The 15,097-nt window shown below is 73.5% G+C and carries 16 protein-coding genes; 10 read left to right on the top strand and 6 right to left on the bottom strand.

The window, feature by feature from the left end; translation table 11 throughout:
* Positions 1-56: 56 nt before the first annotated feature.
* Entirely contained in the window at positions 57-629 is a 573-nt protein-coding gene (locus RZ50_RS03700) for a cob(I)yrinic acid a,c-diamide adenosyltransferase (protein WP_196947197.1), read from the top strand.
* On the opposite strand, the gene RZ50_RS03695 is transcribed toward RZ50_RS03700, so the two are convergent.
* A complete protein-coding gene (locus RZ50_RS03695; RefSeq protein WP_196947198.1) occupies positions 626-1,216 on the bottom strand; it encodes a hypothetical protein in 591 nt (196 codons plus the stop codon). The two genes, RZ50_RS03700 and RZ50_RS03695, sit on opposite strands and share 4 nt — an antisense overlap.
* Before the next feature lie 171 nt (positions 1,217-1,387).
* Between RZ50_RS03695 and RZ50_RS03690 the strand changes: the two genes are divergently transcribed.
* From RZ50_RS03690 to RZ50_RS03670, 5 genes are all read left to right on the top strand, one after another.
* Positions 1,388-2,575: a sensor histidine kinase gene (locus RZ50_RS03690; protein WP_196947199.1), complete on the top strand. Its 1,188-nt coding sequence runs from the start codon at positions 1,388-1,390 to the stop codon at positions 2,573-2,575.
* Complete coding sequence (locus tag RZ50_RS03685; RefSeq protein ID WP_196947200.1) at positions 2,572-3,222, top strand: response regulator transcription factor; 651 nt, start codon at positions 2,572-2,574, stop codon at positions 3,220-3,222. The genes RZ50_RS03690 and RZ50_RS03685 overlap by 4 nt, the downstream gene beginning before the upstream one ends.
* 179 nt (positions 3,223-3,401) lie before the next feature.
* The gene (locus RZ50_RS03680) at positions 3,402-4,271 is read left to right on the top strand and encodes a 3-hydroxyacyl-CoA dehydrogenase family protein (RefSeq protein WP_196947201.1); all 870 of its coding nucleotides are present in this window, start codon (positions 3,402-3,404) and stop codon (positions 4,269-4,271) included.
* Between the two features lie 383 nt (positions 4,272-4,654).
* On the top strand, positions 4,655-4,972 hold the full coding sequence (locus RZ50_RS03675; protein WP_196947202.1) for an STAS domain-containing protein: 318 nt from the start codon (positions 4,655-4,657) through the stop codon (positions 4,970-4,972).
* 212 nt (positions 4,973-5,184) lie between these two features.
* Positions 5,185-7,530, top strand: a complete 2,346-nt coding sequence (locus RZ50_RS03670; protein ID WP_196947203.1) for an ATP-binding protein — start codon at positions 5,185-5,187, stop codon at positions 7,528-7,530.
* 13 nt (positions 7,531-7,543) lie between these two features.
* Here RZ50_RS03670 and nucS read toward each other — a convergent pair whose 3' ends face one another.
* Complete coding sequence (nucS, locus tag RZ50_RS03665) at positions 7,544-8,203, bottom strand: endonuclease NucS (protein WP_196947204.1); 660 nt, start codon at positions 8,201-8,203, stop codon at positions 7,544-7,546.
* Between the two features lie 480 nt (positions 8,204-8,683).
* Between nucS and RZ50_RS03660 the strand changes: the two genes are divergently transcribed.
* A complete protein-coding gene (locus RZ50_RS03660) occupies positions 8,684-9,076 on the top strand; it encodes an SCO5389 family protein (RefSeq protein ID WP_189915744.1) in 393 nt (130 codons plus the stop codon).
* Positions 9,077-9,149: 73 nt separating this feature from the next.
* Here the strand turns inward: RZ50_RS03660 and RZ50_RS03655 are convergent, their stop codons facing one another.
* Entirely contained in the window at positions 9,150-10,298 is a 1,149-nt protein-coding gene (locus RZ50_RS03655) for an LLM class flavin-dependent oxidoreductase (protein WP_196947229.1), read from the bottom strand.
* Positions 10,299-10,689: 391 nt separating this feature from the next.
* On the opposite strand from RZ50_RS03655, the gene RZ50_RS03650 reads away from it, so the two are divergent.
* Complete coding sequence (locus tag RZ50_RS03650; protein WP_196947205.1) at positions 10,690-11,010, top strand: ATP/GTP-binding protein; 321 nt, start codon at positions 10,690-10,692, stop codon at positions 11,008-11,010.
* Positions 11,011-11,026: 16 nt separating this feature from the next.
* Here RZ50_RS03650 and RZ50_RS03645 read toward each other — a convergent pair whose 3' ends face one another.
* Both RZ50_RS03645 and RZ50_RS03640 read right to left on the bottom strand, forming a co-directional pair.
* A complete protein-coding gene (locus RZ50_RS03645; RefSeq protein WP_196947206.1) occupies positions 11,027-11,794 on the bottom strand; it encodes an ABC transporter permease subunit in 768 nt (255 codons plus the stop codon).
* A 1-nt stretch (position 11,795) separates the two neighbouring features.
* The gene (locus RZ50_RS03640) at positions 11,796-12,800 is read right to left on the bottom strand and encodes an ABC transporter ATP-binding protein (protein WP_196947207.1); all 1,005 of its coding nucleotides are present in this window, start codon (positions 12,798-12,800) and stop codon (positions 11,796-11,798) included.
* Positions 12,801-12,906: 106 nt separating this feature from the next.
* Between RZ50_RS03640 and RZ50_RS03635 the strand changes: the two genes are divergently transcribed.
* Together RZ50_RS03635 and RZ50_RS03630 are read left to right on the top strand one after the other, a co-directional pair.
* Entirely contained in the window at positions 12,907-13,704 is a 798-nt protein-coding gene (locus RZ50_RS03635; protein WP_196947208.1) for an alpha/beta fold hydrolase, read from the top strand.
* Positions 13,701-14,012, top strand: coding sequence for a hypothetical protein (locus tag RZ50_RS03630; protein ID WP_196947209.1), 312 nt, complete (start codon positions 13,701-13,703; stop codon positions 14,010-14,012). Before RZ50_RS03635 ends, RZ50_RS03630 begins: the two co-directional genes overlap by 4 nt.
* Positions 14,013-14,084: 72 nt before the next feature.
* Here RZ50_RS03630 and RZ50_RS03625 read toward each other — a convergent pair whose 3' ends face one another.
* Positions 14,085-15,014 carry a cellulose-binding protein gene (locus RZ50_RS03625; protein WP_196947210.1) on the bottom strand — a complete coding sequence of 310 codons (930 nt, stop codon included), beginning with the start codon at positions 15,012-15,014 and terminating at the stop codon, positions 14,085-14,087.
* Between the last annotated feature and the right edge of the window lie 83 nt (positions 15,015-15,097).

The following is a 15,097-nucleotide window of genomic DNA, read 5'->3' as shown; positions in this document are numbered from 1 at the left end:
AGGGCCGACGTCGCCCGGGGTTAACGCGGCCTAACGTCCACGGCTAGGCTGGCCGCATGGTCAATCTGACGCGCATCTACACCCGCACCGGGGACGACGGCACCACCGCGCTCGGTGACATGAGCCGGACCAGCAAGACCGACCCGCGGTTGATGGCGTACGCCGACGCCAACGAGGCGAACGCGGCGATCGGGGTGGCCCTGGCGGTCGGCGCGCTGCCCGAGGACGTGGCGGCGGTGCTCACCCGGGTGCAGAACGACCTGTTCGACGTCGGCGCCGACCTGTCCACCCCGGTGGTCGAGGACCCCAAGTACCCGCCGCTGCGGGTGCTCCAGTCCTACATCGACCGGCTGGAGGGGGACTGCGACCACTACCTGGCGCAGGTGGAGAAGCTTCGCAGCTTCATCCTGCCCGGCGGCACGCCCGGCGCGGCCCACCTGCACCTGGCCTGCACGGTGGTGCGGCGGGCCGAGCGCTCCACCTGGGCGGCGATCGCGGAGTACGGGGACTCGGTCAACCCGCTGACCGCGAAGTACCTCAACCGGCTCTCCGACCTGCTGTTCATCCTGGCCCGGGTGGCCAACAAGGAGCGCGGCGACGTGCTCTGGGTGCCGGGGGAGAACCGCTAGGCCCTCTCGGCCGGGGTCTTCCCGACGACCCGGCCGTCCTCGACCGCGACGCCGGCCGGCGGCTGCTTGGGCCAGATCGAGTAGCAGCCGGCCACGATCAGGTTGATCACGGCGGCGGCACCGAGCTTGATGTACCACTGGGTGAAGGTGCCGAAGTGGGCGGAGCCGGCGGAGAGCGGGACGAGCAGGGTGATCAGGCCCAGGGTGACCGCGGCCGAGACGGCGGTGCGGCCGGCCACCTGCCACTCGTACCTGGTGCGCTCCGGGCCGTACTTGGGTGAGGGCAGCGGCTTGGGGCCGCCGGCGAAGCGGTGCAGGAAGTGCCGGTCGGCCCAGCGGACCAGCGAGGGGCCGTACCCGATCGAGAAGCCCGCGTAGCTCGCGGCCAGGGCGTGCGTCCAGCTCGCGGTGGCGCCGCCGCGCAGGTCGAGGACAGTGAGCGCGTACAGGGTGAGGTCCACCACCGGCAGGCCGACCAGCAGCGCGGTGCTGGTGCGGCGCCATCGCAGCAGGTAGCGGGTGGCGAGTCCGAGGCCGATCAGGATCCAGAAGGAGATCTCGGCCGCGACGATGAGGGTGACGATCACGTTCTGCTCCCGGACGGTCGGCGGTGCTTCCAGCCTCGTGCGAGGGCGCGGGCCTGTCGTCGTCGCGGGGTGCCGTCCCGGTCTGCATCTTTCGATGTAGCGGGCTCCTCCGCGGACGGGAGGGGGCCGGTGGGCCGGGGGTGGTGAGATGGGGGTGTGCTCGTACCGTCCATGTCCCCGCGTGCGCTGGACCGGCTGATCGCCCTGTCGGGGCTGCTCGGCGGTGCGGTGCTGATCGCCTTCAAGGTGTACGACGGCGCCGACCGGCTGCCGCTCTGGTCGGTGGTGCTGCCGCTGCTGGTGATGGCGGGTCTGGAGCTGGTCCGGCGGACCAGGCCGGTGCTGGCGGTGACGGTCGGCGGGCTGGCCTTCGCGGGGAGCCTGTTCTCAGGCAGCCTGCTCGCGACGATGATCATGTACACCGATCTGCTGTACGCGGCGGTGCTCTACGGCACCCGCCGGATGTCGCGGGTGATGCACCTGACCGGCGGCTCGACCGTGCTGGTGCTCTCCAGCCTGGCCTGGTTCGCGGGCGGCATCCCGGCGGGGCTGCTGATCGTGGTGGTGAGTTCGCTGGTGTTCCTGGCACCCGTGTGGACCGGTGACCTGGTGCGCAGGCACCGGCAGGAGGCGGAGAGCGAGCGGCTGCGGGCCGAACAGACCGCGCTGCTCTCGGAGATGGACCGGCGCGAGGCGGTCGTCGCCGAACGGTCCAGGATGGCACGGGAGTTGCACGACGTCGTGGCCAACCACCTGTCGGCGATCGCGATCCACGCCACCGGAGCGCAGTCCGTCGCCCGGCGGCGCCGGATGGCCGAGGACGATCCGCTGGTCGAGGTGCTGGCGGTGATCCGGGAGAACAGCGTCCAGGGTTTGGCCGAAATGCGTCGCATGATCGGACTGCTGCGGGACAGCGGCGGGGGAGAGGCCGACGAGTCGTACGCGGCGCCCGACCTGGCCGCGGTGGACGCGCTGCTGGCCAAGGCCCGGGCGGCCGGGCAGGACGTCGGGCTGGACTTCGAGCTGAGCGAGCGGGGCGACCACGGGGACGTCCCGGTGCCGGTCGGGCTGGCCGCCTACCGGATCGTCCAGGAGTCGCTGACCAACGCGCTCAAGCACGCCGGGCCCGGACTGGTCAGCCTGCGGCTGGAGTTCGGGTCCGAGGAGCTGCGGATCGCCGTCGACAGCCCGTACCGGGGCGAGCCGGGCCGCGAACTGCCCGGCGCCCGGGCCGGGCTGGTGGGCATGGCGGAGCGGGCCGGGCTGCTCGGCGGCAGCTTCGAGGCCGGGCCGCGGGACGGTTGTTGGCGGGTGCGCGCGGTGCTGCCGCGCGGTCGGGAGAACGAGGGACGGGCATGACGATCCGGGTGCTGGTGGCCGAGGACCAGGCGGCGGTACGGGCCGCGCTGGTGATGATCCTGCGGGCCGAGCCCGAGTTCGAGGTGGTCGGGCAGGCCGCCGACGGCGAGGAGGCCGTCCGGCTGGCGCTGGAGCTGCGGCCCGACGTGGTGCTGATGGACGTGCAGATGCCCCGGCTGGACGGCGTCTCGGCGACCCGTCAGGTGGTCGCCGCCGGGGCCTCCCAGGTCCTGGTGCTGACCACCTTCGACCTGGACGAGTACGTCTACGGCGCGCTGCGGGCCGGGGCGGCCGGGTTCCTGCTCAAGGACCTGGAGGCGGACACCCTCGTCGAGGGCATCCGCACGGTGGCGCGCGGGGACGGCATGCTGGCGCCCTCGGTGACCAGGCGGCTGATCGGCGCCTTCGCCCGCCCGGAGAGGCGGGTCGGCCCGGAGGCCAGGGACGCGGTGGGCGCGCTGACCGCCCGTGAGCGGGAGGTGCTGGCGTGCCTGGGCGCCGGGCTGTCCAACGGGGAGATCGCGGCCCGGCTGGAGATGGCGGAGGCGACCACCAAGACGCATGTCAGCCGGATCCTGGCGAAGCTGCGGCTGCGCAGCCGGGTGCAGGCCGCGATCCTGGCCCAGGACCTCGGTCTGAGTATCTGATCAGCGGGTTGAGCGACTGACCAGGTCGGTTGCAGATCACACTCCCGATTGCTATTGCCCAGGCGATTCGCGCACTAGAGTCCCGAAAACGAGCGATGCGGCTCCTTGGCGGTGATCCCTGCCCTGAGCCGCCTTCAGGGCCCGCCCGCGGGGCGGCGACGGCATCGGGAGACCCAGCCATGAGCAATGCGTCCAGCAAGCAGATCGCCGTGATCGGTGCCGGCCTGATGGGCGCCGGCATCGCCCAGGTGTCCGCGCAGGCCGGCCACCCGGTCGTGCTGCGGGACGTCACCGAGGAGGCGCTGCAGCGCGGCCTCGCGGGCATCCGCGCCTCGTACGACAAGTTCGTCGCCAAGGGCAGGCTGAGCGCCGAGGACGCCGAGGCCGCGCTGGGCCGGATCACCACCACCACCGACCTGGGCGCCGTCGCCGAGGCCGACATCGTGGTCGAGGCCGTGTTCGAGCAGCTGGACGTCAAGGAGGGCGTCTTCCGCGAGCTGGACAAGCTCGCCAAGGACGGCGCCGTGCTCGCCTCCAACACCTCCGCCATCCCGATCACCCGCATCGCCGCCGCCACCCGGCGGCCGGAGTCGGTCGTCGGCGTGCACTTCTTCTCGCCGGTGCCGATGATGAAGCTGGTCGAGCTGGTCCGCGGCTACAAGACCAGCGACGAGACGCTCGCCACCGCCCGCGCCTACGCCGAGGGCGTCGGCAAGGAGGTCGTGGTGGTCAACCGCGACGTGGCCGGCTTCATCACCACCCGCCTGATCACCGCGCTGGTGGTCGAGGCCGCCAAGCTGTACGAGTCGGGCGTGGCCACCGCCGAGGACATCGACACCGCCTGCCGGCTCGGTTTCGGCCACGCCATGGGCCCGCTGCAGACCGCCGACCTGACCGGCGTGGACATCCTGCTGCACGCCGCCCGCAACATCTACACCGAGACCCAGGACGAGAAGTTCGCCGCCCCGGAGATCATGGCCCGCATGGTCACCGCCGGTGACCTGGGCCGCAAGAGCGGACGGGGCTTCTACCCGTACGAGGGCAAGTGAGCCGACGGGGCTGAACGACCAGGTGGGCCGTGCGATCGGAGCACCGTACGGCCCGCTCCGCCCGGGGCGGGTGAGTTTCCTCACGCAGGGTGCCGCAGACGGGTGATTTGGGCGGGAATCGAGCGTAGGTGTGGAGAGTTCCTGCGTATATTCCATCGGACGAGTGAAGTTGCTTCAGATCTGGCCGGAAACCAGCAACCTGTGGCGCTGCTCCACCGTCAGATGAGGGAACCCGGCATTCCGACCGGGGCCGGGTGCGCGCCGAACCGTCCAGGCGGTCCGCCCGGTCGACCCACCCGTTTCCGGGCCCACCCCGCTCCCGAGCCCCGTGCGGCCGGGGCGGAGCACCCCGACACCAGGCCACCCAGGCGAAGGAGGAGAGCATGCGCATCACCGGCGACCACACGGCGCTGGCCATCGAAGGCCGCCTCGACGTGCGCACCGCCGCCGACGCGCGGGCCCGGCTGCACCAGGCCGTGGACGCCGGCCTCGGCGACCTCGTGCTCGACCTCGCCCGGCTGGAGTTCTGGGACGCCACCGGCCTCGGCGTGATCATGGGCACCCACCGGCGGGCCGGCCGGATCGGCCGCCGGCTCGTCCTGCGCTCCGTCCCCGCCCAGCTCCAGCGGCTGCTGGTGGCCACCAAGCTGCACCGCATCCTGGCCGTCGACGGCGGCGTCGCCGAGGTACACGTCCACTAAGGCCTGTCTGACCCAGGGGTCATCACCAGGGACCGTCCGGACCGCCCCAGCCCTTCACCGTTCCCGCTCCGGACCGCCCTGCGAGGGCGGGCCCGGATGTGCAAGAGTCTGCCCGTCAGATGACGGCCGCCCCGGGCCCGCCCGCGGCCGCGACCGAGACGTGTGCCGGGCGGCGCGGGGCGCCGGCGGCCGAGCACGATGCGGAGCAGAACGTGGCACAGCCATCCGGGGAGTTCCGGCCGGAAGCCGTCCGCACCCGCGGCGGCGAACTGGTCTCCGGCGGCCTGCTGGTCGGCGTCGGCGCCCCGGACGGCTCCGAGGCCAGGCCCTGCCCGCCGGAGTGGCGGCCCCATCCGCGCCGGATCGGGCGCAGCGAGCCCGCCCGCGGCCCGGTCGGCGGCGTCGGCAAGGCGGTCGGCCCGCTCGCCCTCGGTGCCGGGCCCACCGACCTCCCGCTGCTCGACCGCGAGGCCGACATCGCCGAACTGCTCGGCCTGCTCGCCGAGGGCCGCTCGATACGCCTGGTCGGCCAGGCCGGCTCGGGCCGCAGCACCCTGCTGTCGGCCGTCGCCGAGGCCGCGGCCGACCTCGCCCCCGGCGGAGTCGTCCAGCTCCGCGGCCACCGCCGCACCGCCGCCGACCTGCTCCAGGACCTCTTCGCGGCCACCCACCACGCCCCCGGCTTCCGCCCCGACCCGGGCCAGCTGGCCGCCCACCTCGCCGGGGTCGGCGCGGTCGTGGTGATCGACGAGGCCGAGCCCTCCGGCGCCGAACTGGAGGAACTGCTCGCCGCCGCCCCCGGCTGCGCCTTCCTGATCTCGGTCGCCCCCGACAGCCCGCAGCTGCCCGCCGACTCCCGGCTGCGGGACCACCTGGTCGCCGGGCTCTCCCGCGCCGCCTGTCTCGCCCTCGCCGGGCGCCTGGCGGGCCGTCCGCTGGACGTGGCCGAGAAGGCCTGGGCGGTCGACCTCTGGTTCGAGTCCGAGGGACTGCCGCTGCGCTTCGTCCAGGCCGCCGCGCTGCTGCGCCAGCGGGACGTCTCGGTGGACGCGCTGGTCGCCGCCGAGGAGGACCGGCTGGACGTCTTCGGCGCGGTCGACGAGCCCGCCCACGACCCCGACCCGGCGGTCCGGGAGAACGCGCTGCGCCGCACCGTACCGCTGCCCTCGGTGGCCGAGACCGCCTCGCCCGCCGTCCGGCTCGCCGCGGGGCTCAGTGAGCCCGCCCAGGCCGTGCTGCGGCTGGCTGTCGCGCTCGGCGGCGAGTGCCCCACCGCGCCGCACCTGCCCGCGCTGATCGACGTCGGCCAGGGCGAGAGCGCGCTGGCCGAACTCGCCGACGCCGGGCTGGCGGTGTCCATCGGCGGGCACCACCGGCTCACCGCCGGGGCGCTCGAACTGCTCGCCCCGCACTGGCCGGCCCGCGGCTGCGTCGACGGCGCCGCCCAGCACTTCGCCTGGTGGGTCGGGCACGGCTCGGTGACGCTGGAGCAGATCGCCGCCGAGGCCGAGGTGCTGGTCGGCGTGCTGCTCGCCGACCGCGCCGCCGGGCGGCACGAGGCCGTGGTGCGCCTCGCCCGGGCGGCGGCGCCCGCGCTGGCGCTGTCGCTGCGCTGGGGCGCCTGGGAGCGGGTCCTGCAACTGGGCCTGGAGGCGGCCCGGCGGACCGGCTCGGTGGTCGACCAGGCCTGGTTCCACCACGAGGCGGGCGTGTACGCGATCTGCGTCCAGCAGCCGTCCCGGGCCATCGCCGAACTGGAGACCGCGCTCACCCTGCGGGCCCAGGCGGGGGAGCAGCGCGGGGTCGCCGCCGCCGGCCGGATGATCGACCTGCTGCGCGCCGACGGCCGGCAGCTGCCGCCCGCCGCGCCCGCCGCGGTGGCGCCCGCGCGGGGGCCGGTGATCCGCAAGATCGCCGCCCGGGTGCCGGCCGGCCTGAAGTCCGGGACGGGGCGCAGGCGCCGGGTGGTCGTGGCCTCCGCGGCCGTGCTGACCTTCGGGGTGCTCGGCTCGGCGGTGGCGATGAGCCTCACCGGGCCGGGGGAGCACAAGGGGAACGATCCGCAGGGGCGGCTGGACGAGGTCGGCGGCCAGGACGCGCCGATGCCGGTGCCGTCCGCCGACAACACCCCCGCTACGGCCCCCGGGACGGGCGGCACCGCGCCGGACGGTCCGACGGGGACGGACGCGAGCCCGGAGCCCTCGGCGAGCGGTGGTGCGTCGCACTCGCCGAGCGCCTCGGCGTCGAGGCGGCCGAGCGCCTCGCCGGGCGCCACCGAGTCGGACGCCCCGCAGCAGCCGCAGCAGCCCGCACCGGGCCAGCCGCAGCCTCCGGTGCAGCAGCCGGGCCAGCCGCCGCAGGGCGGTGCGGGCGGAGGCTCGGGCACGGGTGGGAGCTCCGGTACGGGCGGTGGCGGCGCTCAGCCCGGGGGCGGCACCGGCACCTCGTCGTCGTCGAAGCCGCCCACCTCCTCGACCTCGCCGACCGCCGTCCCGACGCCGAGCGGGTCGGCCAGCGGGAGCAGCACGCCGAGCTCGTCGTCGAGCACCCCGCCCTGAGAGGTCCTGGGGGCTAGAACAGCTTGAGCTTGTCGTCGTCGATGCCGCGCAGCTCGTCGTAGTCCAGCACCACGCAGCCGATGCCCCGGTCGGTGGCCAGCACGCGGGCCTGGGGCTTGATCTCCTGCGCGGCGAAGACGCCCTTGACCGGGGCCAGCAGAGGGTCCCGGTTGAGGAGTTCGAGGTAGCGGGTGAGCTGCTCGACGCCGTCGATCTCGCCGCGGCGCTTGATCTCGATGGCCACCGTGGAGCCGTCGGCGTCGCGGCAGAGGATGTCGACGGGGCCGATCGCGGTCGGGTACTCGCGGCGGATCAGCGACCAGCCGGCACCGAGCACCTCCATCCGGTCCGCGAGCAGCTCCTGGAGGTGCGCCTCGACGCCGTCCTTGATCAGGCCCGGGTCCACCCCGAGTTCGTGGGAGGAGTCGTGCAGCACCTCCTCCAGCGTGATGATGAGCTTCTCGCCGGCCTTGTTCTCCACCGTCCAGACCCCGTCGGCCTCCTTGAGGACGCACGGCGGGGACATCCAGTTGAGCGGCTTGTAGGCGCGGTCGTCGGCGTGGATGCTGACGCTGCCGTCGGCCTTGACCAGGATCAGCCTGGTGGCGGAGGGCAGATGGGCGGAGAGCCGACCGGCATAGTCGACTGAGCAGCGGGCAATTACGAGACGCACGGTCGACCACGCTAGCCCACCGGGGCCAGTTGATGCGATTCCACGACGACCGGGTGAAGAAAGCGCGAACCCCGCGAACATGGAGGCTCGGCGGTTCCGCCACCGCCTGCCGCGCTCTGGCGCCCGCCCCAACAGGTCGCTACGGTGTGTGACGGCACGACTGCGGGTCCGCTGTCAACGGGGATGGAGACTTCAGGTGAACGATCCGACGGGATCCGGCCAATGTGGTGCACCACGGCGTATTTCCGGAGCAATCCCCAGGAACGACCAGCCTGCTCCGCCGTTGACTGACACGCTGTTCTGACGCGGTCGGTGTCCAGGGCGTTACGTCCCGTGGCGCCGCCGCCGTCGCAAAGGTGCCGGAAACCCCCGTCCCGTGGTGTTCCGGACATCACCTGCGATTTCGCCCACCCTCACTGTGAGCTTGGACTACGCATGACCACCCGGGCGCCGCGCGGGTGGACCGCGAGAGGAGAATCCATGTCGCTCGACGTCTCACCGGCCCTGCTGGAGAAGGCCGAGCGGGGCGAGGTCGACGAGCGGGAATTCGTCGACTGCGTCCGCGTCTCGCTGCCGTACGCCTGGGACCTGATCAGCTCGCTGGTCGCCCAGGCGAAGGTCGACGGCACCGACTTCGCCGACAACCAGGTACCGCCGCCCAGCGAGCAGGCCCGCGGCCAGCTGCTGCGCGCCCTCGCCAGCGACGCCATCCGGGGCGCCCTGCAGCGCCACTTCGGGGTGCGGCTGGCGTTCCAGAACTGTCACCGGGTGGCGGTGTTCCTGCCGTCGGAGGCCAACGACGCGCGGTTCACGCGCTTCACCTCCGTCCGGGAGCAGCTGCTGAACCAGTCCGAGGAACTGCGGGACTGCTGACCGACCGGCGCCGGCCGCCCCGTCCCCGGTGCGGGGGGAGGGGCGGCGGCGCGGACCCGTTTTTCAGTCCGGTCTAGCCGAGTTGCGGCAGCACCTCGGAGCCGAGCCGGGCGATGTTGTGCAGGGTCGCCTCGTGGTCGCCGCTGCCCTCGGCGAGCAGCGCGAACCGCCGGATGCCGGTGCGCTCGGCGGTGGCCAGCAGCCGGTCGGCGCACTGCTTCGGGGTGCCCACGGCGTGCAGGTCGCAGAGGAACTCGGTGTACTGGCGCGGGTCGCGCATCTTCCGCTCCCGGCCGTCCACCGTCCGGTGGGCGCCCAGCCCGTACTCGAACCAGCCGGGCATCGCGTTCAGCAGGGTGGCCCGGGCGGCCGAGTTGCGGTCGTCCACCTGGGCCACCCCGGCCGCGACGTGCTGGCGGTTCACCCGGCGCAGCTGCTCCTCGCCGCGCCCGGCGGCCAGCCAGGCGGTGCGGTAGAGCTCCAGCATCCGCAGCTTGTCCTCGTCGCCGGAGTGCATGCCGAGCAGCATCGGCAGGCCGCGCTCGGCGGCCAGCCTGACCCCGCCGGGCGAGGTGCAGGCGACCACGACGGGCGGGCCGGCCGTGGGCCGCCCGGTGGCGGTCAGCTCCTCGCCGAGGCCCTCGACGTCCTGGCGCTGGCGCGGGAAGCGCACCGGGCCGGAGGGCGCGTCCAGGCCGAGCCAGCTGCCCAGGCCTGCGCGGCGCAGCGGTTCGGTGGCCTGCGGCACCACCGCCACCTCGGGGAAGGTGAACTGCGGGCCGTCCGCGCCGACCCGGGAGCCGCGCAGCCAGCGCAGCAGCAGGTCCAGCCGCTCCGGGAAGCCGTTCTCGAAGGCGTCCACGCCGCCGCCGAACACGTCCAGGTCGATCCACGGCCCGCCGCGGCCGACTCCGAGCGTGAAGCGCCCGCCGGAGGTGAGGTGGAGCAGCGCGGCCTGCTCGCCGAGCGCCACCGGGTGGGTGGTGGAGAGCACGCTGACGGCCGTGCCGACGCCGATCCGGCGGGTGCGGCCGAGCAGCAGCGCGGCCAGTGTCGCGGCGTTGGGGCAGACCCCGTACGGGACGAAGTGGTGCTCGGCCAGCCAGACGGCGTCCAGGCCCGCGAGCTCGGCCTCGACGGCCGCCCGGACGGTGCGCTCCAGCACCTCGCCGTGGCTCTGCCCGGGGAACTGCGCGGACAACAGGAACGCGCCGACCCGCACCGGTGCGGTGTCCGGTGACAGCGTGCCCGCGCGCTGGACCGCGGGCAGCGGCTCGCCCGCGACGGCGGTCAGCGTCGGGACGGCGCTCAGCGCCGCGGCGGCGGCGGGCGGCCGGACCCCGACGGGCCGACGGGTCTCGGCGCGGGGGCTGGTCTTGCTCATCCTTGGGGCCTCCTCGGGTGCACGCAGGGTCTGCGGGCCCCGCCTGTCCCCTCGTGGGTATCCGATGTCATGTGCCAATGGCACGCGGAACCCTGAATTTCCCTGATGATCGGGTGGATCTTCGCAAAAAGCCCGAAGTGCCGGCCGAAGCCGTGATAGAGGCCTGGACATCGCCCAGTCGGCCGTAGGCTGGAACGCACCCGAGCCCCCGGAAGAGAGGCAGTCCGCCGTGCCCCGCCACAACCGGATCAAGAGCGCCGCCCCCCGCGAGAGCGCCGAGCCGGGCGCCCCGCTCGGGGGATCGCTGCGCCGTACCGAGAACTACCAGGGCGAGGACTGGGTCGTCCAGACGGTCGCGGGCACCTCGGGACGGCACTACCGCTGCCCGGGCTGCGACCAGGAGATCCCGCCCGGTGTGGGCCACGTGGTGGCCTGGCCGATGCACGGCGCGGGGGTCGACGACCGGCGGCACTGGCACCGCGCGTGCTGGGGGGCGCGGGAGCGCCGGGCCGCCAACCTGCTGCGCGGTCGCGGCGCTCCGCGGTACTGAGCTCCCCTTACGGGCCCTACGCGTCGCGCTTCCTGAGCACCAGTGCGCCGCCGACCAGGGCCGCCAGGGTCCAGGCCAGACAGATGAGGAAGCCGGTCCAGGGCCCGTACGGCTGGCCGTGCTGCTCGTACACCAGCAGCATCCGCGAGCCCGCGTAGTCGGGGAAGTAGTGGGCCAGCGTCCTGACCTTCGGCACCGCCGAGAGGATCGGCGAGAGCAGGAAGAAGAACGGCACCAGCACGCCGAGGGCCATCGTCTGGTTGTGCAGCATCGTGGTGACGCCAGCGGCGAAGAGGCAGAGCATCGTCAGGTACAGCGCGGCGCCGAACACCGCGCGCAGCACGTGCGGCTCGCCGAGCGTGGTGGAGTGCGGGCCGAGCAGCGCCTGGCCGGTGAAGAAGGTGACGAAGGCCGTCACCAGCGAGACCACCAGGGCCATCGTGCCGAGCACCGTGGCCTTGCCGGTGAGCAGGGTGCCGCGCTGCGGGACGGCCGCCAGGGTGACCCGGATCATGCCGCTGCTGTACTCGTTGCCGATCGCCAGCACGCCGAAGACGATGATGGCCAGCTCGCCGAGCATCATGCCGGAGAAGGCCGTTCCGGTGGCGTCGAACGGGGACGGGTCGTTGCGGCGGAACTCGGTGAAGTTGTCGTTGGTGAGCAGGGACAGCAGCGCGCCGATGCCCACGGTGACCACGAAGGTCAGCGCGAGGGTCCAGACGGTGGAGCGGACGCTGCGGATCTTCGTCCACTCGGACCGCAGGATCGCCGGGAAGGACGCCATCTCAGTTCTCCTCCTGCCGCACCGCGGCGGCCGGCCGGGCGCCGTTCGCCTTCCAGCCTGCACCCCAGGTGCCGGGGGCCCCGGCGGCGTCGCGGCCCGGTCCGTCGCCCGCGTGGTACTCCACCGCGTCGGCCGTCATCTGCATGAACGCCTCCTCCAGCGAGGCCTGCTGCGGGCTGAGTTCGTGCAGCACCACGCCGTGCGCCGTGAGCAGTTCGCCGAGTGTCGCGATGTCGCCGTCGACCACCTCGTAGGAGCCGCCCGGCCCCGGCTCGTGCCGCAGTCCGGCGCCGGCCAGCACGTCGAGCAGGCGCTCCGGTTCGGGGCTGCGCAGCCGTACGGCGGAGCGGGAGTTGCGCCGGATGAACTCCGGCATCGGCAGGTCGGCGAGCAGCCGGCCCTTGCCGATGACCACCAGGTGGTCGGCGGTGACGGCCATCTCGCTCATCAGGTGGGAGGAGACGAAGACGGTGCGGCCCTCGCCGGCCAGGCGCTTCATCAGGTTGCGGATCCAGAGGATGCCCTCGGGGTCCAGGCCGTTGACCGGTTCGTCGAACATGACGATCTCCGGGTCGCCGAGCAGGGCGGAGGCGATGCCCAGGCGCTGGCCCATGCCGAGGGAGAAGCCGCGGGCCCGCTTGCGGGCGACCGGGGTCAGACCGACCAGGGCGAGCACCTCGTCCACCCGGCGCTCGGGGATGCGGTTGCTCTGGGCGAGCCAGAGCAGGTGGTCGCGGGCGGTGCGGCCGGGGTGGACGGCCTTGGCCTCCAGCAGCGCACCGATGTACTTGAGCGGCTCGCTGAGCTGCCCGTAGCGCTTGCCGTCGAGGGTGACCCGGCCGGCGGTCGGGCGGTCGAGGTCGAGGATCATGCGCATGGTGGTGGACTTGCCGGCGCCGTTGGGGCCGAGGAAGCCGGTGACCACCCCCGGGGGGACCTGGAAGCTGAGCCCGTCCACCGCGAGCGTCTTGCCGTAACGTTTCGTCAGGTCGTGCAACTCGATCATTCGCGCTCCCTCAGTTCTCAGTCAGGCTAGGACAAAGCGGATGCCGCGGCCCGTTGAGCGGGCCCGCTGAGTGGGCTCGCCGGGCATGCCGGAATAGGTTGGGCGCATGACCCAGCTCCCCTCCGCAGTGTCCGTCCGCGAGAGCGGTACCGGAACACCCCTCGTGCTGCTGCACGCCTTTCCGTTGAACGCCTCGATGTGGTCCGCCCAACTGGACGCGCTGCCCGGACTGACCGGGGACGAGGCCCGGGTGATCGCCCCCGACCAGCGGGGCTTCGGCGGCACCGAGCTGGGCGCCGACGAACCCTCACTGGACCTCGTCGCCGACGACCTCGTGCTGCTGCTGGACGCGGCCGGCGTCGACCGCGCGGTGGTCGGCGGGCTCTCCATGGGCGGCTACGTGGCCCTGGCGTTCGCCCGCCGCCACCCCGACCGGCTGGCCGGCCTGCTGCTGGCCAACACCCGCGCCACCGCCGACACCGACGCCGTCCGGGCCAACCGGGAGCGGATCGCCGCCGCCGTCACCGCCCGGGGGAGCGTCCGGCTGCTGCTGGACGAGGAGGTCGCGGCCGGGCAGCTGGGGCCCGACTCGCAGCACCTGGTGGAGCGGGTGCAGGCGATGGTCGCCGCCGCGCCGCCGGCCGCCGTGGCCTGGGCCCAGCGGGCCATGGCCGCCCGCCCGGACTCCCTGGACACACTGGCCGGGCTGCGGGTGCCGGTCGCGGTGGTCGCGGGCGCCGAGGACGCACTGGTCGCGCCGGCGGAGGCCGAGCTGATGGCGCGGACCCACCCGGACGCCGAGCTGACCCTCATCCCCGGCGTGGGCCACCTGAGCGCCCTGGAGTCGCCCGGGGCCTTCGACGCCGCCGTCCGCCGGCTGCTCGCCCGGGTGGCCGCCGGATGAGTCAGGACGCGGCGGGCTGGGACTTCTCCGCTCTGGAGGTCACCGGCCGGATGCCGGTGACCAACCGCAGCGAGGCGCTGGTCGAGCTGACCCTGGAACCGCTCGGCGAGGACTACTGGATGCGCCCCGGGGAGACCTTCATCGTCACCTCGTACGGCGACTACGGGCCCGGGCACCCGTTCGAGGTGCAGTACTGGCCCGACTCGGTGTCGGTCTGGTGCACCTCCTGGTTCGGCACCGTCTCGGACGACGACGGCAACCAGCTCAGCAGCGGGTACCAGCGGCCCGACGGGGCCTACCCGAGGTAGTGACGGGGGAGAAGCCGGCAGGCCCTCACCCGGGAGGGTGAGGGCCTGCGGTGGGTCGCCGTGGACCGGGCGTCAGCGCGACTGCTGGGCGGGCACGCCCATGGTGTCGTCGGTCGGCAGCGAGGCGGCGGCCACGGCCGCACCGGTCAGCGTGGCCAGCATCTCGCGGACGTTGGTCAGCTGGGCGTTGATGCTGTCGCGACGGTTGGTCAGCGCCGCCAGCTCGCGCTCGGATTCGCTGCGGATGCGGTCCGCCTTGGCGTTGGCGTCCGCCACGATGTCCTCGGACTGGCGCTGGGCCGTCTCGACGGTCTGGCGGGCGCGGCGCTCGGCGTCGGTGCGCAGCTTCTCGGCCTCCAGGCGCAGCTGCTCGGCCCGGTGCTCGATCTCGGCCAGGCGCTTCTCGGCCTTGGCCTGACGGGCGGCCAGGTCGCGCTCGGACTGCTCGCGGCGCTTGGCGAGGTTGGTCTCGAACTCCAGCGCGGCCTGGGCGGCCTTGGTGCGGGTCTCCTCGAAGAGGGCGTCCGCCTCCTCGCGCTTGTTCTGGGCGTCCTTGTTGGCCTCGGCGCGCAGCTGGGCGGAGTCGCTCTTCGCCTTGTCGACGATCCGCAGGCCCTCGTCCTCCGCCTTGGCCTTGCGGTCCTTGGCGTAGTTCTCGGCCTCGGAGCGGACCTGCTGGGCGGCGGCCTCGGCCAGCTCGCGGTGCTGCTCGGCGGCGCGGTGCGCCTCGTCGCGCAGGTCCTTCGCCTCCTCCTCGGCGAGCCGCAGGATCTTCTCGACCCGGGCGCCGAGGCCGGCGTAGGAGGGCTCCTGCTCGGTGACCGCCGCCTGGGCGGTCTGGGTCTCCAGGTGGAGCTCCTCGATGCGCTTCTCAAGTGCGCTGATCCGGGTCAAGGCACTGTCACGGTCGGCCACCAGCTTGGTGATCCGCTCGTCGACCTGGGCGCGCTCGTACCCACGGCGCACCAGGTCGAAGCCGTGAGGGGAGTGACTGTCGCTCATGGGACTCTGGGCTTCCTGTCGTCAAACCGCTGAGGTGGTTGAGGGAATCCTGACACGGTACCGGAGTGTCGACGGCGATACGC

The sequence above is a fragment of the Kitasatospora sp. SUK 42 genome (assembly GCF_015776785.2).
Classification (GTDB): domain Bacteria; phylum Actinomycetota; class Actinomycetes; order Streptomycetales; family Streptomycetaceae; genus Kitasatospora.
The sequence above is the reverse complement of the archived record's forward strand: the minus strand, read 5'-3'. Positions and strand labels throughout refer to the sequence as shown.